The 22,055-nt window shown below is 43.5% G+C and carries 20 protein-coding genes and 1 pseudogene; 9 read left to right on the top strand and 12 right to left on the bottom strand.

All coding sequences use genetic code 11. The annotated features are described in order from the left end of the window. Positions 1-32 precede the first annotated feature (32 nt). The 4 genes from ACP7BU_RS04660 to ACP7BU_RS04645 form a co-directional block, all read right to left on the bottom strand. On the bottom strand, positions 33-380 hold the full coding sequence (locus ACP7BU_RS04660) for a hypothetical protein (RefSeq protein WP_311204701.1): 348 nt from the start codon (positions 378-380) through the stop codon (positions 33-35). Between the two features lie 160 nt (positions 381-540). After that, positions 541-2,676 carry a 3-hydroxyacyl-CoA dehydrogenase NAD-binding domain-containing protein gene (locus ACP7BU_RS04655; RefSeq protein WP_425878626.1) on the bottom strand — a complete coding sequence of 712 codons (2,136 nt, stop codon included), beginning with the start codon at positions 2,674-2,676 and terminating at the stop codon, positions 541-543. An 11-nt stretch (positions 2,677-2,687) separates the two neighbouring features. After that, positions 2,688-3,893, bottom strand: coding sequence for an acetyl-CoA C-acetyltransferase (locus ACP7BU_RS04650; protein WP_425878628.1), 1,206 nt, complete (start codon positions 3,891-3,893; stop codon positions 2,688-2,690). Positions 3,894-4,091: 198 nt separating this feature from the next. Then, positions 4,092-5,102, bottom strand: coding sequence for an AraC family transcriptional regulator (locus ACP7BU_RS04645; protein ID WP_004645946.1), 1,011 nt, complete (start codon positions 5,100-5,102; stop codon positions 4,092-4,094). 213 nt (positions 5,103-5,315) lie between these two features. Here ACP7BU_RS04645 and ACP7BU_RS04640 point away from each other — a divergent pair, with 213 nt between their 5' ends. The 5 genes and pseudogenes from ACP7BU_RS04640 to ACP7BU_RS04620 form a co-directional block, all read left to right on the top strand. Beyond that, a complete protein-coding gene (locus ACP7BU_RS04640) occupies positions 5,316-6,437 on the top strand; it encodes a CaiB/BaiF CoA transferase family protein (protein WP_425878630.1) in 1,122 nt (373 codons plus the stop codon). Between the two features lie 254 nt (positions 6,438-6,691). Continuing rightward, on the top strand, positions 6,692-8,335 hold the full coding sequence (locus ACP7BU_RS04635; protein ID WP_004645943.1) for a nitrite/sulfite reductase: 1,644 nt from the start codon (positions 6,692-6,694) through the stop codon (positions 8,333-8,335). Continuing rightward, positions 8,328-8,813, top strand: a complete 486-nt coding sequence (locus ACP7BU_RS04630; protein ID WP_005263640.1) for a DUF934 domain-containing protein — start codon at positions 8,328-8,330, stop codon at positions 8,811-8,813. The genes ACP7BU_RS04635 and ACP7BU_RS04630 overlap by 8 nt, the downstream gene beginning before the upstream one ends. An 81-nt stretch (positions 8,814-8,894) precedes the next feature. Then, complete coding sequence (locus ACP7BU_RS04625) at positions 8,895-9,359, top strand: hypothetical protein (RefSeq protein ID WP_253102243.1); 465 nt, start codon at positions 8,895-8,897, stop codon at positions 9,357-9,359. Then, positions 9,360-9,500: pseudogene (locus tag ACP7BU_RS04620) on the top strand (DUF934 domain-containing protein); the annotation flags it as partial. It lies immediately after the preceding gene. Positions 9,501-9,565: 65 nt separating this feature from the next. Here ACP7BU_RS04620 and ACP7BU_RS04615 read toward each other — a convergent pair. The 3 genes from ACP7BU_RS04615 to ACP7BU_RS04605 form a co-directional block, all read right to left on the bottom strand. Further along, on the bottom strand, positions 9,566-10,015 hold the full coding sequence (locus tag ACP7BU_RS04615; protein WP_219308568.1) for a VOC family protein: 450 nt from the start codon (positions 10,013-10,015) through the stop codon (positions 9,566-9,568). A 159-nt stretch (positions 10,016-10,174) separates the two neighbouring features. Next, on the bottom strand, positions 10,175-11,350 hold the full coding sequence (locus tag ACP7BU_RS04610; RefSeq protein ID WP_425878634.1) for a thiolase family protein: 1,176 nt from the start codon (positions 11,348-11,350) through the stop codon (positions 10,175-10,177). 111 nt (positions 11,351-11,461) lie between these two features. Then, the gene (locus ACP7BU_RS04605) at positions 11,462-11,983 is read right to left on the bottom strand and encodes a GspH/FimT family pseudopilin (protein WP_253175398.1); all 522 of its coding nucleotides are present in this window, start codon (positions 11,981-11,983) and stop codon (positions 11,462-11,464) included. Between the two features lie 375 nt (positions 11,984-12,358). Between ACP7BU_RS04605 and omp38 the strand changes: the two genes are divergently transcribed. Beyond that, on the top strand, positions 12,359-13,408 hold the full coding sequence (omp38, locus tag ACP7BU_RS04600) for an outer membrane protein Omp38 (RefSeq protein ID WP_253175400.1): 1,050 nt from the start codon (positions 12,359-12,361) through the stop codon (positions 13,406-13,408). Positions 13,409-13,511: 103 nt separating this feature from the next. Next, positions 13,512-14,045, top strand: coding sequence for a cysteine peptidase family C39 domain-containing protein (locus ACP7BU_RS04595; protein WP_425878637.1), 534 nt, complete (start codon positions 13,512-13,514; stop codon positions 14,043-14,045). Positions 14,046-14,097: 52 nt separating this feature from the next. On the opposite strand, the gene ACP7BU_RS04590 is transcribed toward ACP7BU_RS04595, so the two are convergent. The 3 genes from ACP7BU_RS04590 to ACP7BU_RS04580 form a co-directional block, all read right to left on the bottom strand. Further along, the gene (locus ACP7BU_RS04590) at positions 14,098-15,561 is read right to left on the bottom strand and encodes an amino acid permease (protein ID WP_425878952.1); all 1,464 of its coding nucleotides are present in this window, start codon (positions 15,559-15,561) and stop codon (positions 14,098-14,100) included. Continuing rightward, positions 15,561-16,595: a methyltransferase gene (locus ACP7BU_RS04585; RefSeq protein WP_180086459.1), complete on the bottom strand. Its 1,035-nt coding sequence runs from the start codon at positions 16,593-16,595 to the stop codon at positions 15,561-15,563. The genes ACP7BU_RS04590 and ACP7BU_RS04585 overlap by 1 nt, the downstream gene beginning before the upstream one ends. 66 nt (positions 16,596-16,661) lie before the next feature. Next, positions 16,662-18,032: a uracil-xanthine permease family protein gene (locus tag ACP7BU_RS04580; RefSeq protein WP_005247971.1), complete on the bottom strand. Its 1,371-nt coding sequence runs from the start codon at positions 18,030-18,032 to the stop codon at positions 16,662-16,664. A gap of 174 nt (positions 18,033-18,206) precedes the next feature. On the opposite strand from ACP7BU_RS04580, the gene typA reads away from it, so the two are divergent. Both typA and mscL read left to right on the top strand, forming a co-directional pair. Next, the gene (gene typA / locus ACP7BU_RS04575) at positions 18,207-20,045 is read left to right on the top strand and encodes a translational GTPase TypA (protein WP_004281716.1); all 1,839 of its coding nucleotides are present in this window, start codon (positions 18,207-18,209) and stop codon (positions 20,043-20,045) included. 177 nt (positions 20,046-20,222) lie between these two features. Next, positions 20,223-20,663, top strand: coding sequence for a large conductance mechanosensitive channel protein MscL (gene mscL / locus ACP7BU_RS04570; protein WP_004281717.1), 441 nt, complete (start codon positions 20,223-20,225; stop codon positions 20,661-20,663). Positions 20,664-20,745: 82 nt separating this feature from the next. Here mscL and ACP7BU_RS04565 read toward each other — a convergent pair whose 3' ends face one another. Together ACP7BU_RS04565 and mutM are read right to left on the bottom strand one after the other, a co-directional pair. Beyond that, positions 20,746-21,030 (bottom strand): peptidylprolyl isomerase, encoded by a 285-nt coding sequence (locus ACP7BU_RS04565; protein WP_005266020.1) that lies wholly within the window; start codon positions 21,028-21,030, stop codon positions 20,746-20,748. Beyond that, a complete protein-coding gene (gene mutM / locus ACP7BU_RS04560) occupies positions 21,027-21,887 on the bottom strand; it encodes a bifunctional DNA-formamidopyrimidine glycosylase/DNA-(apurinic or apyrimidinic site) lyase (RefSeq protein WP_425878641.1) in 861 nt (286 codons plus the stop codon). The genes ACP7BU_RS04565 and mutM overlap by 4 nt, the downstream gene beginning before the upstream one ends. Between the last annotated feature and the right edge of the window lie 168 nt (positions 21,888-22,055).

Below are 22,055 nucleotides of genomic sequence, written 5' to 3'. Positions count from 1 at the left end.
CCTCGCTTTTTTATGCATAGACTGAATCTGGATCAGTGGCCATGTGCTGCATTTGAGCTGTGCTCGGCATTATCCATATTGGCATGTTCTTCAGCTGACATATTGTGTTCAGCGGCTGTCGTACCTGGATGAGCAGTATTGGCAGCTTCACGTGATTCACGATCTGCTTGCGCTTTGGCAATGGCTTCTGGAGACATCGTCGGTGCATTTTTAAAAGCGTGTTGCTGGGTAGTTTGTTTATTTTGCTGGCTTGGCATGTAATCCGGTTCATTACTTATCGCGAGCCAAAAAATAAGCATGAATAATCCACCTAAAATACAGAAGATGATAAGTGCTTTCCAGCCCCAAGGAGATTTTTCAGGTGAACTGTGATCAGTCATAGGTCTTACCCACGTGGATATCAAACTTATGTAACTTTATAACATAAATTGATCAAAAAGCAGATCGAAATCTGTCATCAGATGAGTCTATCCAGTGCATTAAGCAAATCCAGAAGATAAAAAAGAGGAAACACGTTCCTCTTTTATTTAAGTGCCTAAGTTATTGAATCGGCTGGGCGTGTGCTGCGCGATCTTTGAGGAGTTGTGGGGCTTTGAAGCGTTCGCCATATTTATTTTCAAGTACTTTGGCACGGGTCACGGCTTTGGCTAAACCATACTGATTCAGGAATTGTACTGCACCGCCCGTCCAGGCGGCAAAGCCAATACCAAAAATGGAACCGACATTGGCATCAACGACAGATTCCAAAACACCTTCTTCTAGACAGCGAACCGTATCCAGTGCCTGTACAAACAGGAAGCGGTCAATCATTTCCTGTTCAGAAATATCGTTGTCTTTTTTCCAGTGGCTGAGACCAGACCAGAGCTGCTTTTTGGCATCGGCCGGATAATCATAAAAACCTGCGCCTGCGGCCTTACCTTTACGGTTAAATTCGTGAATCATGCTGTGAATCACGTCATCCGCAGGTGATTTAGTGATGGTCTGACCTTGTGCTCCTAAAGCTTTGTATCTTTCATTGGCCACATGTTCAGACAGGGTCAAGGACACTTCATCCTGAATCGCCAACGGGCCTACCGGCATACCGGCTTTGAGAGCTGCCATTTCAATTCGTGCCGGATGTACGCCTTCTGCTAGCAGACGCAAGCCTTCCTGTACAAAGGTGCCAAACACGCGGCTGGTAAAGAAGCCACGGCTGTCATTCACCACAATCGGTAATTTGCCAATCTGCTGCACGAAATCGAAAGCTTTGGCCAGCGTTTCTGCCGAGGTATTTTTACCTTTGATAATTTCGACTAGCTGCATTTTATCGACCGGACTGAAGAAATGCAGGCCGATAAAGTTCTGATCATTTTTTGAAGCCTGGGCTAATTCTGTGATCGGCAGGGTCGAGGTATTCGAAGCCATCACCCCGTTGCTGATAAGATATTGCTCTGCCTCTTGCGTGACTTGAGCCTTGAGCGCGGGATTTTCAAAGACGGCTTCAATGATCAGGTCACAACTCGCTAGATCTGCACTAGATGCGGTTGTTTGAATCAGGCTTAAAAACTGATCTCGTTTCTCGGCTGATAAACGCCCTTGAGCGACTTTTTTATCCAGCAGTTTCTGGCTATAGGCTTTGCCTTTTTCAGCCGCTTCGATTGAAATGTCTTTTAGCACCACTGGAATGCCTTTGCTGGCAGTGGCATAGGCGATCCCAGCACCCATCATGCCCGCACCTAAAATACCGACTTTAGTGGCTTTCCACCTTTCAAGACCTTGAGGGCGACTGGCACCGGATTTGATTGCATTCAGACCATGCCAGAAGGTGCCAATCATATTTTTAGAAATTTGACCGGTCGCCAGATAAGTAAAGTAACGCGATTCAATGGTCAGGGCTGTATCGACATCGACCTGTGCACCTTCTACCGCAGCCGACATGATCGCTTCAGGTGCAGGGTAGCAGCCTTTGGTTTTATCGCGTAGCATCGCCGGAGCAATTGCCAGCATCTGGGCAACTGCTGGTGTCGAAGGGCTACCACCCGGAATTTTATAGCCTTTTACATCGAATGGCTGCTGAGATTTTGGATTGGCTTTGATCCAGGCAATGGCCTTTTTCAACAGTTCATCGGTACTGTCTGCGACCTCATGAATCAGCCCTAAAGATTTAGCTTTATCGACTCCAAACTGTTTGCCTTCCATTAATAAAGGAAGGGCATTTTGCAGACCGAGCAGGCGGATGCTACGGACGATACCACCGCCACCTGGTAATAAACCCAGTGTGACTTCAGGCAGGCCAAATTTGCTTTTAGGGTCATTCAGGGCAATACGATGATGGGCACACAGGGCAATTTCCCAGCCACCGCCGAGCGCCGTACCATTCAGTGCAGCAACGACAGGAATACCGCGAGTTTCGATATAGCGCATTTGTGCTTTCATCTCTTCAATCATGTTGAAGAATTCAGTCGCATGCTCAGGCGTGGCTTGAATCAGTTCATCCAGATCGCCGCCAGCAAAGAAGGTTTTTTTCGCAGACCGGAAAATGATACCGCTAATGTTTTCATCGGCTTTAAGTTTTTCTACAGTTTCAGCCAAGGCAGCACGAAAATCTGCATTCATGGTATTGGCAGACTGGTTTGGAGAATCAAAAGTTAAAATATCAATATTGTCGGCATTTTTTTCAAACTGAATTGCGCTCATTGTTTTTCTCCTTAAACCAGTTCAATAATGGTTGCGATGCCCATACCGCCACCTACGCAAAGTGTAGCCAGACCCCGCTTTTTGCCTTGGCGTTCTAACTCGTCCAATAACGTCCCTAAAATCATCGCACCAGTCGCACCGAGTGGATGTCCCATGGCAATTGCACCGCCGTTGACATTCACCTTGGCAGGATCAACCTTCATTTCATTGATAAAGCGCATCACCACGGCAGCAAAAGCTTCATTGACTTCAAACAGGTCAATATCATCAATTGTTAAACCGGCTTTCGCCAAGGCCTTACGAGCAGCCGGGGCAGGGCCGGTCAGCATAATGGTCGGATCTGCACCGACCAGTGCCGTCGCCAGTACTTTGGCACGTGGCTTCAGACCTTGTTCTTTTACTGCTTGTTCCGATGCGATCAAAACCACAGCCGCACCATCGACAATGCCTGAAGAATTCCCTGCATGATGCACATGATTGACAGCACCCACTTCAGGATATTTTTGCAGGGCAATTGCATCAAAGCCCATTTGCCCCATAGTGGCGAAACTTGGATTGAGTTTGCCCAGGCCTTCTGCGGTCGTTGTCGGTTTGATAAATTCATCTTTGTCCAGAATCACCACACCAGCTTTGTCTTTTACCGGGATAACAGAGGCGTTGAAATAACCATTGGCTTGAGCGGCAGCTGCTTTCTGTTGTGATTGTTCGGCAAATTGATCTACATCAGAACGCGTATAACCGTCAATCGTGGCAATTAAATCTGCACCGATACCTTGCGGAATAAAATCACAGGCCATATTGGTCTCAGGGTCAAGCGCCCAAGGGCCGCCATCAGAACCCATCGCTACGCGGGACATGGATTCGACGCCGCCTGCAACGACCAGATCTTCCCAGCCAGAACGGACTTTTTGTGCGGCCAGATTGACAGCTTCGAGTCCGGAAGCGCAGAAACGGTTGATTTGCACGCCAGCGACATCATTGTCCCAACCCGCAGCAATGGCAGCGGTCTTGGCAATATCGGCCCCCTGATCACCAATCGGGGTGACACAACCCAGCACAATATCATCGACTTTTGAGGTGTCCAGTCCGTGACGGTCTTTCAGTTCATTGAGTAAACCAGTCAGTAATGAAATGGGTTTTACTTGATGTAAAGATCCATCTTTTTTGCCTTTTCCGCGTGGCGTACGAATGGCGTCAATAATATATGCCTCGCTCATAGCATGTTCCTTTTATTGATTTAATGAAAATTATTCTAATGATTCGAGTGTAATCCTTAATTTTTGAAGTGCAATGACGAGAACGGGTCAGATCAATTGAGCGATTTAGCCAATTGTAATTATAAAAAAGCCTAAGCTAATGCTTAGGCGGAGAGAACTGATTTTAATTTTTAAATGTTATTTCGCAACATCATTTGATTAATGATAGCCATGCAATTGACGATACAGACCCGGGGTTACACCGGTCCATTTCTTGAAGGCGCGGTGGAAAGTACTAGTTTCACTGAAACCGACTTGTTGTGCAACATCTTCAAGGGTCAGATCCGGATTAAGTAACAGGTGAATTGCTGCATCACGGCGCAAGGCATCTTTTACGCCTTGATAGCTTTTGCCTTCGGCTGCCAGACGGCGGCGCAAGGTTTGCGGTGATAGATAAAGCATCGACGCGACATCGTTTAATGTCGGCATTTCTTCGCCAATCTGGCTCTTCAGCACATCACGAATACGTGAAGTCAGCGAGTTGGTGTTTTTGAATTTCACCAGCAATTGTGCCGGCGCAGCTTTCAAAAACTCTTCTAAGGTTTCTTCATTCTGGCGAATTGGCAGGTCCAGATAATCCGCAGCAAAAGTGATCTCGGTGCGTGGCATATCGAACTGCATTACCGGCGCAAAGAACAGGGCATCATATTCATCGGCATGGTCTGGACGAGGGTAGCTAAAATGCACGCGTTCCAGTGGCAGGCGACGCTCAATGAGCCAAGACGCCAAGCCATGCCAGATCATCAGCATGCTTTCAGTAATGAAATGATCCGGATCCATCGCATTTGGAATCAGCGGAACCAGACGTGCTTCGTGTTTGTCGCGTTCCAGGGTCACCGACCAGTCATCACCAAAGAGTTTGTAGAACTGGGAAGACAGTTCCAGTGCATCACCCAGAGTTTTGGCATGAATGATCAGCTGGCACATGATCGCAAAAGTACCCAACCGGCGTTGCTGTTTGTCAAAGCCGACATGCTCGTCCTGGGTCACCATCCACAGCATTTTAATAAAGCGGGTATATTGTTCAGGCGAAATACGCGCTTTGGGCTGATGCAGCAGTTCTGCTTCAATCCCGACGTGAGACAATAAAGTATCGACATCCATGCCCAGACGCTTAACGCCAGATAAGGCTGCATTGACGAAGTGGATACTGATCGTATCACGACTCATGTTTAATCCTTCAGTCTCTTTAATGTTCACTAATAATTGACCTAAATGACGAAAAATAATAAAGCAATGGCAATTTACAAGAATACCTTTGCCATTTTCTTACATATTAGATTGCCGAAACTATCAAGGTAAATGGCTGAACATGACATTGTTTTTATGCATTTATGTGCCTAAGATGCTGAAAAAAGCAATATAAGTAGAGCAAATACTCCAATGTCATATGCATTAAAAGGATTGAAAATCCTAGATTTTTCTACACTTTTACCCGGCCCGTTTGCCACATTATATCTTGCTGATTTAGGTGCAGAAGTTGTGCATATTGAATCACCAACCCGACCGGACCTGTTGCGATTAATGCCACCCTTTGCCAATGGACAGGCCACTTCACAAAGTTATTTGAACCGAAACAAGCAATCGGTTGCACTGGATTTGAAAGATCCTGCGAATATTGAACTGGTTAAATCCAAGATTGCAGATTATGACATTGTGATTGAGCAATTCCGTCCCGGTGTAATGCAACGTCTTGGGCTAGACTATCAAACCTTAAGCGAAATTAATCCGAAACTGATTTACTGTTCCATTACCGGTTACGGCCAAACTGGCACATATAAAGATAAGGCAGGGCACGACATTAATTATCTGGCTTTGTCCGGAATTGCCGGACACAGTGGGCGGATTGAAAATGGTCCACCAGCCTTGGGAATTCAGGTCGCCGATGTTGCAGGTGGTTCCATGCATGCCGTGATTGCGATTCTGGCCGCGGTGATTGAACGCCAACAAAGTGGCAAAGGCCAGTACATTGACATTTCCATGACCGATTGTGTGGTAACGATGAGCAATCTGGCAGCTTCTGCCAGTCTGGCTGGCAATCAGCATCAATCTCCAGAATCCGGCTATCTGAATGGTGGAACTTTCTATGATTATTATGAAACCCAGGATGGGCGTTATTTGTCGATTGGTAGCCTGGAACCACCATTTATGCAGGGGCTGGCACAGGCTTTAGAACTGCCGATTCTCCTGGACAAAGGCGCTTCTTATGCCGCTGAAGATCATGCTGTGGTGAAGCAGGCGATTCAGAATAAAATCAAGACCAAGTCTTTATCTGAATGGCAAACGCTGTTTGCCGCGTTGGATGTCTGTGTTGAACCGGTGCTCAAACTTGAAGAAGCGTTACATTCCGATCTGGCCCAGCAGCGGGGATGGATAGTACAGGTGCCACTCAAATCCAGCAGTCAGCAGACCGAAGCACAATTGGCTTGTCCGATTAAATTTTCACGTTCTACGATACGCTATGAGTTTGTAGGACAGCAATTGGGAGAAAGTCAAAATTGGTAATATTCTTAACGTGTTAATTAGATTATTAATGAAATGAGAGGAAATTTTTCCTATATGAAAATAAGTAATAATAATTGAAGATTTTCATCATTATTACTTTAAATTTAATCCAGTGCTGTAAATACCGAGATCCGTGAAACTTTGTCAGGCTTATCAATAAAACCGCTATGAAATATGTATAAAAAGCATTTTATTGATAGGTTCAATCTCGCTATCCTTGCCGGCGATATAATAGAAACTACTAGCTGTACGCCATGTATTTATATACTGATTTTGATCAGCAACTGATTAATGAACGTGTTGCACAGTTCCGTGACCAAACGGAACGTTATTTAGCCGGTAAACTCACTGAAGATGAGTATCGTCCGCTTCGTCTGCAAAATGGTTTGTACGTACAGCGTTATGCGCCAATGTTACGTATTGCCGTGCCATATGGTTTGATGAACTCAAAACAACTTCGTAAAGTGGCTGATTTGGCAAAAGAATATGACCGTGGCTACGCGCATATTTCGACCCGTCAAAACATCCAGTTTAACTGGCCTGCGCTGGAAAATGTGCCGGATATGCTGGCTGAACTGGCCACTGTGCAAATGCATGCGATTCAGACCTCAGGTAACTGTATCCGTAATACCACGACGGATCAGTATGCAGGTGTGGTTGCAGGTGAAATTGCCGATCCACGTCCGACTTGTGAATTGATCCGTCAATGGTCAACCTTCCATCCGGAATTTGCTTTCTTGCCACGTAAATTCAAGATTGCAGTCTCTGCGCTTGAAGAAACTGACCGTGCAGCCACTGCATTCCACGATATCGGTGTGTATATTGTGCGTAATGAAGCAGGCGAAATGGGCTATAAAATCAAAGTCGGTGGTGGTCTCGGCCGTACGCCAGTGATTGGTAGCTTTATCCGTGAGTTCTTGCCGCGTGAAGACCTGATTGCTTATCTGGAAGCAGTCCTTCGTGTGTATAACTTGCATGGCCGTCGCGACAACAAATATAAAGCACGTATCAAGATTCTGGTAAAAGCTTTAACACCAGCAGTATTTGCCGAGAAAGTTGAAGCTGAATTTGCGCATACGATTAAAACACTGAAAATCGATGCAGACACCTTGGCGAAAATGGATGAGAACTTCACGCCATTTGACTACCAAGATTATGCAGATGAAGATTTCACTGAACTATTTGCACAATATCCAAAATTCAAACAGTGGTTCAACATCAATACCAATGCACATAAAGTGAAAGGTTATCGTATCGTGACGATTTCACTGAAACGTGCCGGGATTGCACCGGGTGATGTCAGCACAGAAGAAATGAACCTGATTGCAGATCTTGCCGATCAGTACACTTTCGGTGAGCTGCGTACCACGCATGAACAAAACATTTCCCTGGTCGATGTACCACAAAAAGACTTGTTCGCTGTATGGCAAACCCTTGATCAAAACAACCTGGCACGTGCGCATATCGGTTTCTTGACCGACATCATTTGCTGCCCGGGCGGTGACTTCTGTTCTTTGGCTAATGCGAAATCCATTCCGATTTCTGAAGCAATTTCACGCCGTTTTGATGACCTGGATACGATTTACAATTTAGGCAAACTGGATCTGAATATTTCAGGTTGTATGAATGCTTGTGGCCATCACCATGTGGGTAATATTGGTATTCTAGGTGTAGACAAGAAAGGCGCTGAGTTCTACCAGATCACTTTAGGCGGTAATGCCGATCATGATGCGTCAATTGGTGACATTCTTGGGCCATCATTTGCAGCCGAAGTCGTGCCGGATATCGTAGAAGAAATTTTGAATACTTATCTTGACCTGCGTCAGGATGGTGAAGAGTTTATCGATACTTATCGCCGTGTCGGCATTCAACCATTCAAGGAGCGTGCATATGCTTAATACCGCACTTCAAGTGCTCTCTAAAGATGGCACGATTGCAGATAATACCTATCAATTGATGGGTGAAGATGGTGTTTTACCACAGGGTGATGTGGTTCTGACTGTGGATCAGTTAGACCAGATTGCCAATGTGACAGGTAAAAAAGCATTGTACTTAACCGTAGATGCTTCGCCTGAAACCAATGAGTTTCCATTGGACCAGCTAGATGCAATCTTTATTGAGTTTGCCGGTTTTAATGATGGTCGTGGTTATTCATTTGCAGCACTTCTTCGCCGTCAGGGTTTCCAAGGCGAATTGCGTGCTACTGGGGATGTATTCAAAGATGTTTTGAACTACATGAAGCGTTCAGGTTTCGACACTTTCGTGATTAAAGAAGGTAAAGATATTCAGGAAGCGGCTGCCGGTTTGAATGATTTCAAAAATCCGTACCAGGCATCAACTGCGGTTGCACAAGCGCATTATCAAACAGGTGCTTGATAATCATTAAGTAACTGAAAAAGCTGGACTTGGGTTCAGCTTTTTTTATAATTAAAATAATATGATGATAAGAATTTAAATATGAATTGGACTGAATGGTTAAAAATTTTAAAAACAGATAAATTGATCGCATTGGTAATTGTGTTGGGAAGTCTCTCAATGCTTTACTTATCAGAAATAATAAAGGTCATTGATCTTCCGAATACTTGGAGGAATATATTTTTTTGTACAAGCATTTTTTGTGGATTATTTTTAATTTTAAGCTTAGTTGTTTCTTTGGGTAGGTATTTAAAAAAGATCTACATTAATAGAGACCGAGATATTACATACCTTGAATATGAATGTCTTGAATTTTTCTCAAAATTACCTAATCAAGGTCATGGTATAGATGATATTTCTGGTATAGATGAAACTGAAAAAAGATACTTATTGAGTACCTTAGTTGATAAAGGCTTAATAAGTTCGTATATAGACTACTATTCTTTGACTGATAAAGGTAGAAAGAAAATTTTAGAAGAACGAAAAAAGAAAAAGTTAAGTAAATAAATTAGTCGATTCGGTTTCGATACTTTCGTGATTAAAGAAGGTGAAGATATAACTGAAGCTGTTGCCGGTTTGAATGATTTCAAAAATCCGTATCAGGCATCGACTGCGGTTGCACAGGCACATTATCAAACAGGTGCTTAATTTAAATTAAGTTGCTGTCAAAAAGCCGGATTGATTCCGGCTTTTTTATATCTTGATAAAAACCTTTAATTTTCTTCAAGTTGACAGTTAATCATCCAGTGAATTCCAAACTGATCGCTAAAGGCAGCATAAAGTGCGCCCCAAAAGGTCTTTTCTAGCGGCATCTCAATTTGACCATTCACCGATAAAGTATCAAAGAGTCGTTGTGCTTCAGCTTGTTCGCTGGCGTCTAAGTTAATGGAAATATAGTGGTTATTACCTGGAATGAACACCGTATTGGTTTGTGCACAGAATTGATCATTCGTGTCCGATGCCATCAGTTCTGTAAACTCATTGATGGGAAGTGAGATATGCAGGATTTTATTTTTATCCGCTTCTGACAGCGTGATCCCTTCTTCAGTTGGCATTTCACCATAACGACTCAGACTTGAAAATTCGCCTCCAAAAACTGATTTATAAAAGTTAAAGGCTGCTTCAGCCTGACCTTGGAAATTGAGGTAATGATTCAGTTGCATGGGAGAACTCCCTTTTTATTTTGCTTGCTTTAATCTACGCCACTTTGCGGTATTTTGCGCGAGCAAGCTTTATCAAAATGTAAGCGAAAAAAATCCTCCAGATCAGGAGGATTTTTAACTCCCTCTCCCTATGGGCGAGGGATGGGGTGAGAGAATAGGTTAAAGTAATTCAATCGCCACAGCTGTCGCTTCACCACCACCAATACACAGGGCTGCAATCCCTTTTTTTCCACCGGTACGTTTTAGTGCATGAATCAAAGTCAGGATAATACGTGAACCGGTTGAACCCACAGGATGACCGAGTGCACATGCACCACCGTTAATGTTGACTTTTTCAGGATCCAGCTTGAACTCATCCATTGGGCACATGGTCACCATGGCAAAGGCTTCATTGATTTCCCAAAGGTCGACATCAGAAGCGGCCCATCCAGTTTTATCTAGCACTTTCTGGATTGCACCGACTGGAGCAATGGTAAATTCAGCTGGATGTTGCGAATTCGATGCATAGGCAACAATTTTAGCCAAAGGATTCAACCCTTTTGCTGCTGCATTATCAGCCGAGGTAATTACTAGAGCTGATGCGCCATCTGAAATCGAGCTGGCATTAGCCGCCGTAATCGTACCGTCTTTAGCGAAAGCAGGACGCAAAGTTGGAATTTTATCGATGTTGGCATTGAACGGCTGTTCGTCTTTATCAACGACTACATCACCTTTACGGGTTTTAACTGTTACAGGCACGATTTCATCAGCAAAGTAGCCTTCATTGACCGCAGTTTGCGCACGCTTTAATGAGCGAATCGCAAAATCATCCATCTGCTCGCGGGTATAACCTTTGGTATTTGCCATATCTTGGGCAAATGAACCCATCAAGCGACCTGTTTCAGCATCTTCCAAGCCATCCAGAAACATATGGTCCTTGATTTCACCGTGACCCATACGGAAACCGCCACGTGCTTTTGGCAATACATAAGGAGCATTGGTCATGGATTCCATGCCACCTGCAACCACGATATTTGCAGAACCGGCTTTAATCATATCTGCAGCTTGCATGACGGCTTTCATGCCTGAACCACATAATTTATTAATGGTTACAGCGCCAGTAGAATCTGGAAGACCAGCTTGACGCATGGCTTGACGTGCAGGGCCCTGCTTTAAACCTGCCGGAAGGACACAACCCATAATGACTTCTTCAATATCTTCTGGTTGCAGACCCGCACGGGCAATTGCTTCTTTAATGGTGACCGCACCGAGTTCTGGCGCAGTTACACTGGCAAGACTCCCCTGAAAGCCACCCATGGCTGTACGTGCACCATTGACAATTAGGATGTCAGTCATTGTTCTCTCTCCGTATGAGTTTTAATCAATTTTTTCAAACTTAAGCAGTATATTGAAAAAAACTCAGGATTGAAGCGTTAATCGCAGCGAAGCATAAACTGGATAGTTCTGTTAGCAAGACGAGAGACTTTCAATCCGGATATGCCCCATTTTGCTGAGTACAATACGCTGTTGATTAGAAAGATGGGTAGAACAATAATAAAAACTACCATTTGAACCAATCGGCAGGGCAGTGTGCGCTTGATAAGTGACACTCGGTAAACTTAAAGCTCCTCGCCAACTCAGGTTACCGTATTTGAGGTTAAGTACATCAATTTGTAAAATTTGTTCGCCTGTATCCACTTGCCTGTTTTTATTTTTATCGATGAAAACCAGCATGTTCTTGTTCCATTGATTGGCTTGGCAACTCAGAGAATCCTGACTAGGGCAGATCACAATATTTTGGTGAAACACTGCAGCCTGGCTGCGTGCATAACGATTAATTTGAGATAATTTGATCGGAATATTTTTGGCTTCCTGTTTGGATCGATAGTCATGGAAGTACGGTAGGGCGATACTGACGAGAATTGCAATCATTGCAATACAGATAATTAACTCAACAATAGTGAATGCTCTTGTTATTTTTTTATACATAGAGTTACCTGATTTATATATTATTTTTATGAGGAATATGTTATTAATTATGCGTTTTTTATGCTTTGTGGAGCCGAGTAATCAGTCCTTACTTAAGTTTCAAGAAAGTGATTAAAAAATAATTGGCAATCACCATAGGGTATTCAGAATAAAAAATTGAGTAAAAAGTTACCGAATTACAACGGAAATTGTAAGTAATTTTGTCAATAATTTACTTGATTAAATTAATCAAGCACTTGGAAAAATAATAAAGTGTTTGTATGATGCCATGTGAATAGCTTAAGAATAAAACTGGGGTAATAAAAAGCCTATCTCAGGATGGCCTATTGCGGGCTTGAGCTTGAACAACAATTTTTATCTCTGGAGGATAAATCCATGAAAATGAGTCGTATTGCTTTAGCTATGCTTGTAGCTGCACCTTTTGCTGCTGCAAATGCAGGCGTAACTATTACTCCGTTGATGTTAGGTTATACATTCCAAGACACCCAGCACAACAATAACGGTAATGATGGCGAACTTACTAGTAGTCCTGAATTACAAGACGATTTATTCGTAGGTGCTGCTATTGGTGTTGAATTAACTCCTTGGTTAGGTTTTGAAGCTGAATATAGCCAAGTAAAGGGCGATGTTGACGGTGCTGCTGAAGGTGCAGAATACAAAGGCCAAAATATTGCAGGTAACTTCTACGCAACTTCTGACGTATTTACTGGTAACTATGACAGCAAAGTGAAGCCATACATGCTTCTAGGTGCGGGTCACTACAAATACGAATTTGAAGGTGTGCCACGCGGTACTCGCGGTAATGAAGAAGAAGGTACTCTAGGTAATGCTGGTGTGGGTGCATTCTGGCACATCAACGATGCCTTAGCGCTACGTACTGAAGCTCGTGGTACTTACCACTTTGACGAAAAATTCTGGAACTACACAGCATTAGCTGGTCTTAATGTTGTTCTAGGTGGTCGTCTGAAACCAGCTGCTCCAGTAGTTGAAGTTGCTCCAGTTGAGCCTGTAACTCCAGTTGCTCCAGCGCCACAAGAGTTGACTGAAGACCTGAACATGGAACTTCGTGTGTTCTTTGATACAAACAAATCAAACATCAAAGATCAATACAAACCAGAAATCGCTAAAGTTGCTGAGAAGCTAGTTGAATATCCAAACGCTACTGCTCGTATCGAAGGTCACACTGACAACACTGGTCCACGTGCACTAAACGAACGTTTATCTCTAGCACGTGCTAACTCTGTTAAATCTTCGCTTGTAAATGAATACAATGTTGATGCATCTCGCTTGTCTACTCAAGGTTTCGCTTGGGATCAACCGATTGCTGACAACAACACTAAAGAAGGTCGTGCTATGAACCGTCGTGTATTCGCGACAATCACTGGTAGCCGTACTGTTTTAGCTGAACAACCAGTTGCTCAATAATTCATTATTGAACACTCATTAAAAAGGCAGCTCTTCGGAGCTGCTTTTTTTATGTCTGTATTTTGACTACACTTAGCCTGTTAAGATGTCGTTGAGTAAAAATATGAGTGTCGAAATTCCTGAAGATTTGCAAAATCTGGAAGCCAATAGCGGAATTTTTGCAATATGGATGATTTTTCATCATTATGGCATTGATTTGAATATTCCTGATTTAACTCAGCTCTGTCAACATGACCCTGAAATGGGAAGCTCAAGCATCGCACTTGCAGTTGCTTTAAAGACATTGGGTTTGGATGTCAATTTTTGTACTGAACATGATGCAGATAAACAGCCAATTGAAGTCGATTTCTATCAACAAGCACATCGCTTAAATATTCCTGTTATAGAACAGCCATTGTCTTATGCAGAAATTCAGGAAAATGTAGAAGCAGGCCGTTTTGTGATTGTGTTCTATGACACCTTAGAGGGAGTAGGGAATCATTCCCTGATATATGAAATTGATGAAAATGAAATTAGCTTCTTTGATAGTTTTGAGTCTATGCCTAAAGAGGTATTTGAGCAGCAACGTCGGATAGACGGAATTTGCCAGCAAGTGATTGTGATTGATGATCGCAATTTCGTGATGCGTCATAGTTAATTCAAGAAATAAAAAATCAGCCCGTAAGCTGATTTTTTTAATGAATAATTTTTTATTCCTGATCAAGTTTCATCGGCTGCACATCCATCTCTTGATAAGAGACCAGTTTGGTTTTTTTCTTCCATTTGTAGCCGAACCAAATCGCTAGGAATAGCGGAATACTGATATAGGTCGATAACACACCCATCCATTGACCGGCCAAAACATCCTGATAGTTTTGTCCGAGAACAACAATCGCACAGAGGATAAACGCAAACCAAGGGGCGAAAGGAAAGAATTTAGCGCGATAAGCCAGATCTTCCAGTTTATATCCTTGTGCCAGATACCCTTTACGGAAACGGTAATGGGAAATGGCAATCCCGAGCCAGACGATAAAGCCACACATCCCCGACATATTCAGCAGCCAGTTAAAGACTTCCTGTTCACCAAAGAAAGTGGTCAGGAAGCACAGAGCTGCGATCGCCGTAGTGGCATAGAGTGCATTCATCGGCACACCACGCGGGTCCAGACGCGCAAACATTTTAGGTGCACTGCCTTTACGTGCCATATCAAACAGCATACGTGTAGACGAATACATGCCCGAGTTACCTGCAGACAAAATAGCGGTCAAGATCACCGCATTCATGATACTGGCGGCAAAGGCAAAGCCGGCTTTTTCATATAATAAGGTAAATGGCGAAAGCGCAATATTATCTGTCGCAGCGGCCTGTAATAAACGTGGGTCATTATAGGCAATCAGAGTGCCGATAATGAAAATACACACAATATAAAACAACAGGATACGCCAGAAAATTTGTTTGATGGCCACCGGAATGGTTTTCTTTGGATTTTTCGATTCACCTGCCGCCACACCGACCATTTCGGTACCTTGAAAGGAGAATCCGGCAATCATCGCCACACCAATTAATGCCTGGAAACCACCGACAAAGGGTGCATCACCAATACTCCAGTTGGCAAATGCTTCCGCACCCGGGGTCAGCATGAGCTTCACGATCATCCAGATCCCGATAATGATAAAGGCAATGATCGCGAGAACTTTCACCAGAGAAAAGAAAAATTCGGATTCGCCAAAGCCTTTTACTGTCAGGGCATTAATCCCGAAAATAATGGCAAGGAAGATGGCGCTCCAGTACACGCCCGGAATATCTGGAAACCAGAATTTCATAATAAACTGAACTGCAACCAACTCAAAAGCCACAGTAATGGCCCAGTTGTACCAGTAGTTCCAACCCAGAGCGAAACCAAAACCACCTTCGACATATTTGGTGCCGTAAGTGAAGAATGCACCTGAGGTCGGGTTATGTGTGGCAAGCTCGCCTAGACTGGTCATCAAGAAATAAATCATGATCCCAATCAGTACATATGCAAGTAGTGCACCGCCTGGTCCAGCGTTGGCAATGGTCGCCCCTGAGGCCAGGAATAGACCTGTACCAATTGATCCGCCAATGGCGATCATATTCAGATGACGAGCACCCAGCTTACGCTGCAGCTGCATCGTGTTTTGCGTTTCGCTCATCATGATTCCTTAACATTTTTTTGAGTGCTGGCGAAGAGCACTTTAAAGCCTTGTTGATCCGCTTTCACTGTGCAGCGACCAAAGTTTTGTTCAATCAGGGTCGGGTAGTTCAAGAAACGGTTGGCCACGATCCAAAGCTCGCCGCCCGATTTTAAATGACGACGTGAGGTTTTACACAAGGTTTCGCTTGCCGTGTAATCAGTTTCGATTCCCATATGAAAAGGCGGATTACTGACAATAGCATGTAGGAACAAGGGTGCATCCTCAATGCCAGTGACCGCTTTGATTTCAATCTGTTCAGGGGTGAGCTGATTTTCTTCAAATGTCATTTGTGTAGAAGCCAGTGCAAAGGCATCAACATCCATGGCAAAAATCCGGTTTTTCGGATTCAATTTTGCCAGATACGCACTAATCACACCTGCACCACAACCAAAGTCGGCAATTTTACCTGAAGTGACTTGTGACAAATAAGGTAATAGCGTGGCAGTTCCTACATCCAAACGGTTTTGACTAAAGACACCTGGAAGGGCGCAGATATTCAGATCGCCATTTGGTGTCGAAACGGTATAACGCTGCGCCCAGTCTGCAAGTGCTTTTTTCTCGACCGTATGCTCTAGAACCAATTGCCAAAGCTGGCAATGACGTGCGCTGTCAAGTTTGAGAGTTTTACCAAAAGGCTGCAACTGTTTGGCTGCGCGTTCTATCCCGCCTTTCTTTTCACCGACCAGAAAAATACTGCTGCCCGGTTTAAGCTGCGCTGCCACATTATGCAATAAATAATTCAACAGTTCTTTAGACTTGGGTACAAAAATAACTGCCTGATCAAACTCAGCTTCAGGCATCTCTGCACCAAAATGCACATCTGCTTGTTGTGACTGGAAATATTGAAAATCGTTAAAATTCCATGTCCAGACAGCGGGATTGATAGAGGCATCGAATTCAGCGAGCAGATCATCTGTTGGTGCATTAATCAGTAGGATGCGACCCGACAAAAAATCATATTGTCTTAATAAAACTTCGCTTTTAGGATCCATAGGTATCTCTCCAATATAAAGAACACTGCCTAAGTCTGACCTAGACAGTGTTCTTTGGACATGAAATTACTTCTTTGTTTCAGGAAGTACTACATTCAGAATAAGGGCAGCGATACCACCAGTAGCAACGCCTGAGCTAAAGATATTACGGAATAACTCAGGAAGATGTTCAAGAATTTGTGGAACTTGTGCAACACCTAAACCCAGTGCCAGTGAAATCGCAATGATCAGCAGGGCACGACGGTCCAGATGGACACCAGACAGAATGTTAATGCCAGAGGCTGCGACTGCACCAAACATCACCATCACTGCACCACCCAGTACCGCTTGCGGAACGGCCTGAATAATACCAGCAACTGCAGGCAGTAAACCAAGAATAACCAGCAAAGCAGCAATCCAGATGCCGACATAACGACTTGCTACGCCCGTCAACTGAATCACACCATTGTTCTGTGCAAATACGGAACTCGGGAAGGTGTTAAAAATACCGGCAAGGAATGAATTCGCGCCATTTACCAGTACACCGCCTTTAATGCGCTGCATCCATTTTGGACCATCAACTGGCTGGTTGGAAAGCTTTGAAGTCGCTGTGATATCACCAATCGCTTCTAAAGACGTCACCAGATAAATGAATGCCATCGGAATAAACAGGCTCCAGGAGAAGCTTAAACCGAAATGCATTGGTGTTGGAATCTGTATCAATGGTGCATCTTTTAGACCAGAGAAATCCAGATGGCCCATAAAGCCTGCCAGAACATAACCACAGATCAGGGCGATCAAAATGGCAGAACTTTTTACCCAGGTAATCCGGATGCGGTTCAGGATAATGATCAACGCCAAGACGGTACAAGACATGATCAGGTTGTCGGCATTGGCAAAAGTTTTATCGCTCATGGCCTGATAACCACCGCCCATGCTGATTAAACCTTCTTTAATTAAGGTTAAACCAATCAGCAGCACGACAATACCGGTGACCAAAGGGGTTATCAGTTTTTTGATCCAAGGCAGAATTTGTGACACGCCCATTTCAATAAATGCACCTGCAATCACCACACCAAAAATAGAAGCCATGACTGCTTCTACAGGTGTGCCTGCAGCCACCATGGCTGAACCAATACCAATAATTGGACCGATGAAGTTAAAGCTGGTTCCTTGGACAATCAGCAGACCGGCACCAAAAGGTCCGACTTTTTTAGACTGTAAAAAAGTCGCGATGCCCGAGATCACCAAGGACATGGATAAAATCATGTTGGTGTCTTCTTTGGAAACACCAAGCGCCAGACAAATTAGCAGGCCAGGGGTCACAATCGGGACAATAATTGCCAGTAAGTGCTGGAATGCAGCTAGAAAAGCAATCAGTGGTTTTGGTCGATCTTCCAGACCATATACCAAGTCGAGTTGATCTTTAGAAGGAGGAGATTGATTAAAATCAGACATGTGTCAATGCAAATTAAGGCTGGGTGGCGCTATTCTAATCGAGTTACACGTCTTTACAAAATCAAAAAAGCCCCAACTGGGCAAAAAAAGTTGAGGAGTGTGGTTACAGTGACTATAAAAGTTTTGTATTTTTCTGTATAATTTGCCCTCAAATTACATACGCATTGAATTTACATGTCAGATATTAAAACTCTCCGTAACATCGCCATTATTGCGCACGTCGATCATGGTAAAACCACTCTTGTAGACAAACTTTTGCAACAATCAGGTGCTCTCGGTGATCGCGCGGGTGAGATCGAGCGTGTCATGGATTCTGGCGCTATTGAAAGCGAACGTGGTATTACCATTCTTGCAAAAAACACTGCAATCAAATGGTTAGATGAACGTACCAATACTGAATACCGCATTAACATCGTGGATACCCCGGGACACGCCGACTTCGGTGGTGAAGTTGAACGTGTAATGTCGATGGTTGACTGCGTACTTCTTCTTGTAGACTCACAAGAAGGCCCGATGCCACAAACTCGTTTCGTAACGCAAAAAGCGTTCGCACGTGGTTTGAAACCAATCGTGATTATTAACAAAGTCGACAAGCCAAGCGCGCGTCCAGACTGGGTAATTGACCAAGTATTTGATTTGTTCGATAACTTAGGTGCTTCTGACGAACAGTTAGACTTCCCAGTTGTTTATGCTTCAGGTCTTCGTGGTGTTGCTGGTCCTTCTCCGGAAGAACTTGCTGAAGACATGACTCCGTTGTTCCAAACGATCGTAGACATCGTTGAACCACCAGCGGTTGACGTTGATGGCCCATTCCAAATGCAAGTATCTTCACTTGACTATAACAGCTTCGTAGGCGTTATCGGTATTGGTCGTATCCAGCGCGGTTCAGTGAAATTAAACACACAAGTAACTGTAATCGATAAAGATGGCAAAACACGTAACGGCCGTATCTTAAAAATCATGGGTTATCATGGTCTAGATCGCGTTGACGTTGAAGAAGCTTCTGCAGGCGATATCGTTTGTGTAACGGGTATCGATGCACTCAACATTTCTGACACCATCTGTGATCCGAAAAATGTTGAAGCTTTACCTCCATTGTCTGTAGATGAACCTACAGTATCGATGACATTCCAGGTAAACAACTCACCGTTTGCTGGTAAAGAAGGTAAGTTCGTAACTTCACGTAATATCCGTGAACGTCTAGACCGCGAATTGATTCACAACGTAGCATTACGCGTTGAAGATACTGACAGTCCAGACCGTTTCAAAGTATCTGGTCGTGGTGAACTTCACCTTTCAGTTCTGATTGAAAACATGCGTCGTGAAGGCTTCGAAATGGGCGTATCTCGTCCACAAGTAATCATCAAAGAAATTGATGGTGAAAAACAAGAGCCATACGAAAACGTTACTTTTGACGTTGAAGAACAGCACCAAGGCGCTGTAATGGAACAAATGGGTCACCGTAAAGGCGAAATGACCAATATGGAAGTTGACGGTAAAGGCCGTATCCGTATTGAAGCAACTGTTCCTTCACGTGGTCTGATTGGTTTCCGTTCTGAATTCCTGACCATGACTTCTGGTACAGGGATCATGACGTCTAGCTTCTCGCACTACGGTCCAATGAAGCAAGGTACTGTTGCAAAACGTCAAAACGGTGTACTGATTTCTATGGTTCAAGGTACTTGTCTGGGCTATGCACTGTTCACACTTCAAGATCGTGGTCGTCTATTCGCGAAACCACAGTTAGAAGTTTATGAAGGTATGATCATCGGTATTAACTCTCGTTCAGACGACATGACAGTTAACCCGACTAAAGCAAAACAGTTAACCAACGTACGTGCTTCTGGTACTGACGATGCGTTAACGCTGGTTCCTGCGATTGAATATACGCTTGAGCAAGCGCTTGAGTTTATTGAAGATGATGAACTAGTAGAAGTAACACCTAAGTCAATCCGTATCCGTAAGCGTTTCTTGACTGAAAACGAACGTAAACGTAACCGTTCAGGTAAATAATCGCTAGATTATTTCGGGTTTTCAAAAACCGTAATCTTTTCGAAGATTACGGTTTTTTTATATTTAAGCGATGCTCACATTGCAATTTACTAAAATGCATTAAACTAAGTCAAAATTAAAAGTATTTACTCAGGTATAATTTGACCCAAAACTTGAAAATAAAATATGGGAGCAGTTATGAGTATTATTCAAGAATTTAAAGAGTTTGCGATCAAAGGCAATATGATGGATCTGGCGATTGGTGTCATCATCGGTGGCGCTTTTAGCAAGATTATCGATTCATTGGTGAAAGACATCATTATGCCTTTAATTACCGTGATCACCGGTGGTGGCGTCGATTTTACCCAAAAATTCTTTATCTTAGGAAGAAACCCAGACAATTTACAATCTCTGGATGCCTTAACTAAGGCCGGTGTAAATGTACTGACTTACGGTAACTTTTTAACGATTTTAATTAATTTCTTAATCTTGGCTTGGGTCGTATTTTTATTGGTTAAATTCATGAACCGTTTACGTAAACAAGAAGGCCCAGTCGAGGAAACTCCGACCACCCCAGCCGATATTGAATTGCTGCGTGAAATTCGTGATGAATTGAAAAAGCGTCCACCTCAAGTCTAATTTTTCTAATCCCCCTAAATCCCCTTTATAAAAGGGGAACTTCTCCCTTTAACAAAGGGAGGTAGGGAGGGATTTATAAATATTAAAAATCCATCCGAAACTTGATTTCGACCAAATGAAAACCAAACTGGCTTTTGATCGGGCCATGTAATACACGTTCTGCTGCAGTGAAAACCAGTTTATCAATGACCGGAACCAGTTGACCTTTCTTTACTTCACCTAGCTCACCGCCACGTTTGGCAGAATTACAGGTTGAATACTGTTTGGCGATTTTATTGAAGTCGGCGCCACTTAAAATCTTCTTTTTAAGCTGTTCAGCAGTTTCTCTATCTTTGACCAGAATATGACGCACAATGGCTGTTTTCATGACTTTTTCCCTCGTACAGTTGCCACTTTTTTGACAGGGAGTTGGATCTTTTTCAAAGGTTGGCACTCAGGACAAAAAACTGAAGCGCGTTGTCCCAATTTAATATTTTCAAGTGTGGTCTCGCAGTTCACACACATTTCACCGGCACGACCATAAGCCAGCAAGGTTTGCTGGAAATAGCCATTTTCTCCCATGGCATTGGTGTAGTCTCTTAAGGTTGAACCACCCAGATCAATCGCCTGTTTCAAGATGCGCTTGATTTCCAATACTAGCTTTTCGATCTGAATCAAGCTTAAAGTCGAGGCCGGTTGTGCCGGATGAATCCCCAGATTAAACAGACTTTCGGTCGCATAAATATTGCCTACGCCCACCACCACATGGTTATCCATAATTGCAACTTTGGTGCCAACATTTTTATTCTTCAATTTTTCAAATAAATACTTGGCATTAAAGTTCTCGCTTAAGGGCTCTGGCCCCAGCGTATCGATCAATTTGCTTTGTGATTGTGCATCCAGCCAAAGAATGCAGCCAAAACGACGAGGGTCATGATAACGCAGTTCGATATCATCAAACTGAATGATCAGATGGTCATGTTTGCGTAATTCTTCATTGCCATCGCATAGATGGAAACTCCCCGACATGCCCAAATGCCAGAGCATAGTGTCGTGTTCAAACTCCGCCAGAATATATTTAGAACGGCGAGTGAGCTTCAGTAATTTTTGCCCCACCAGCTTTTCTATATTCTCCGGAATAGGCCAGCGCAAACTTGACTGACGCACTTCAACACGTTTTACGCATTGTTCCAATAAAGGCAATAAACTGGTTTTGGTGGTTTCAACTTCTGGTAATTCAGGCATAACACATCAATGGCGAGGGAGATGCAGCTAATATTGGGTGAATTGGCCGGGATTGCAAGCGTTAATCGGGGTGAAATCGCTGGAAAATGACTGGGTATTTCGTATTTATTTAAGCTGTAATTGTTTAAAGAATAAACTAGGTTTCTATGTTTTTATAACAAATTTTCT

The organism is Acinetobacter sp. 40AMC3-4 (assembly GCF_049898185.1).
Classification (GTDB): domain Bacteria; phylum Pseudomonadota; class Gammaproteobacteria; order Pseudomonadales; family Moraxellaceae; genus Acinetobacter.
Note: the sequence above shows the minus strand (reverse complement) of the source record. Positions and strands in the feature narration are given on the sequence as shown.

Excerpts from the sequence above, each read along its gene's own strand:
- ACP7BU_RS04615 (WP_219308568.1), bottom strand. The coding sequence starts at position 10,015 with ATGCAACTGAATCATTACCTCAATTTCCAAGGTCAGGCTGAAGCAGCC.
- ACP7BU_RS04610 (WP_425878634.1), bottom strand. The coding sequence starts at position 11,350 with ATGACTGACATCCTAATTGTCAATGGTGCACGTACAGCCATGGGTGGC.
- ACP7BU_RS04605 (WP_253175398.1), bottom strand. The coding sequence starts at position 11,983 with ATGTATAAAAAAATAACAAGAGCATTCACTATTGTTGAGTTAATTATC.
- ACP7BU_RS04580 (WP_005247971.1), bottom strand. The coding sequence starts at position 18,032 with ATGTCTGATTTTAATCAATCTCCTCCTTCTAAAGATCAACTCGACTTG.
- ACP7BU_RS04635 (WP_004645943.1), top strand. The coding sequence starts at position 6,692 with ATGTATTTATATACTGATTTTGATCAGCAACTGATTAATGAACGTGTT.
- typA (WP_004281716.1), top strand. The coding sequence starts at position 18,207 with ATGTCAGATATTAAAACTCTCCGTAACATCGCCATTATTGCGCACGTC.
- ACP7BU_RS04625 (WP_253102243.1), top strand. The coding sequence starts at position 8,895 with ATGAATTGGACTGAATGGTTAAAAATTTTAAAAACAGATAAATTGATC.
- ACP7BU_RS04640 (WP_425878630.1), top strand. The coding sequence starts at position 5,316 with ATGTCATATGCATTAAAAGGATTGAAAATCCTAGATTTTTCTACACTT.
- ACP7BU_RS04595 (WP_425878637.1), top strand. The coding sequence starts at position 13,512 with ATGAGTGTCGAAATTCCTGAAGATTTGCAAAATCTGGAAGCCAATAGC.
- ACP7BU_RS04650 (WP_425878628.1), bottom strand. The coding sequence starts at position 3,893 with ATGAGCGAGGCATATATTATTGACGCCATTCGTACGCCACGCGGAAAA.
- ACP7BU_RS04585 (WP_180086459.1), bottom strand. The coding sequence starts at position 16,595 with ATGGATCCTAAAAGCGAAGTTTTATTAAGACAATATGATTTTTTGTCG.
- ACP7BU_RS04660 (WP_311204701.1), bottom strand. The coding sequence starts at position 380 with ATGACTGATCACAGTTCACCTGAAAAATCTCCTTGGGGCTGGAAAGCA.
- mscL (WP_004281717.1), top strand. The coding sequence starts at position 20,223 with ATGAGTATTATTCAAGAATTTAAAGAGTTTGCGATCAAAGGCAATATG.
- ACP7BU_RS04630 (WP_005263640.1), top strand. The coding sequence starts at position 8,328 with ATGCTTAATACCGCACTTCAAGTGCTCTCTAAAGATGGCACGATTGCA.
- ACP7BU_RS04565 (WP_005266020.1), bottom strand. The coding sequence starts at position 21,030 with ATGAAAACAGCCATTGTGCGTCATATTCTGGTCAAAGATAGAGAAACT.
- omp38 (WP_253175400.1), top strand. The coding sequence starts at position 12,359 with ATGAAAATGAGTCGTATTGCTTTAGCTATGCTTGTAGCTGCACCTTTT.
- ACP7BU_RS04590 (WP_425878952.1), bottom strand. The coding sequence starts at position 15,561 with ATGAGCGAAACGCAAAACACGATGCAGCTGCAGCGTAAGCTGGGTGCT.
- ACP7BU_RS04655 (WP_425878626.1), bottom strand. The coding sequence starts at position 2,676 with ATGAGCGCAATTCAGTTTGAAAAAAATGCCGACAATATTGATATTTTA.
- ACP7BU_RS04645 (WP_004645946.1), bottom strand. The coding sequence starts at position 5,102 with ATGAGTCGTGATACGATCAGTATCCACTTCGTCAATGCAGCCTTATCT.
- mutM (WP_425878641.1), bottom strand. The coding sequence starts at position 21,887 with ATGCCTGAATTACCAGAAGTTGAAACCACCAAAACCAGTTTATTGCCT.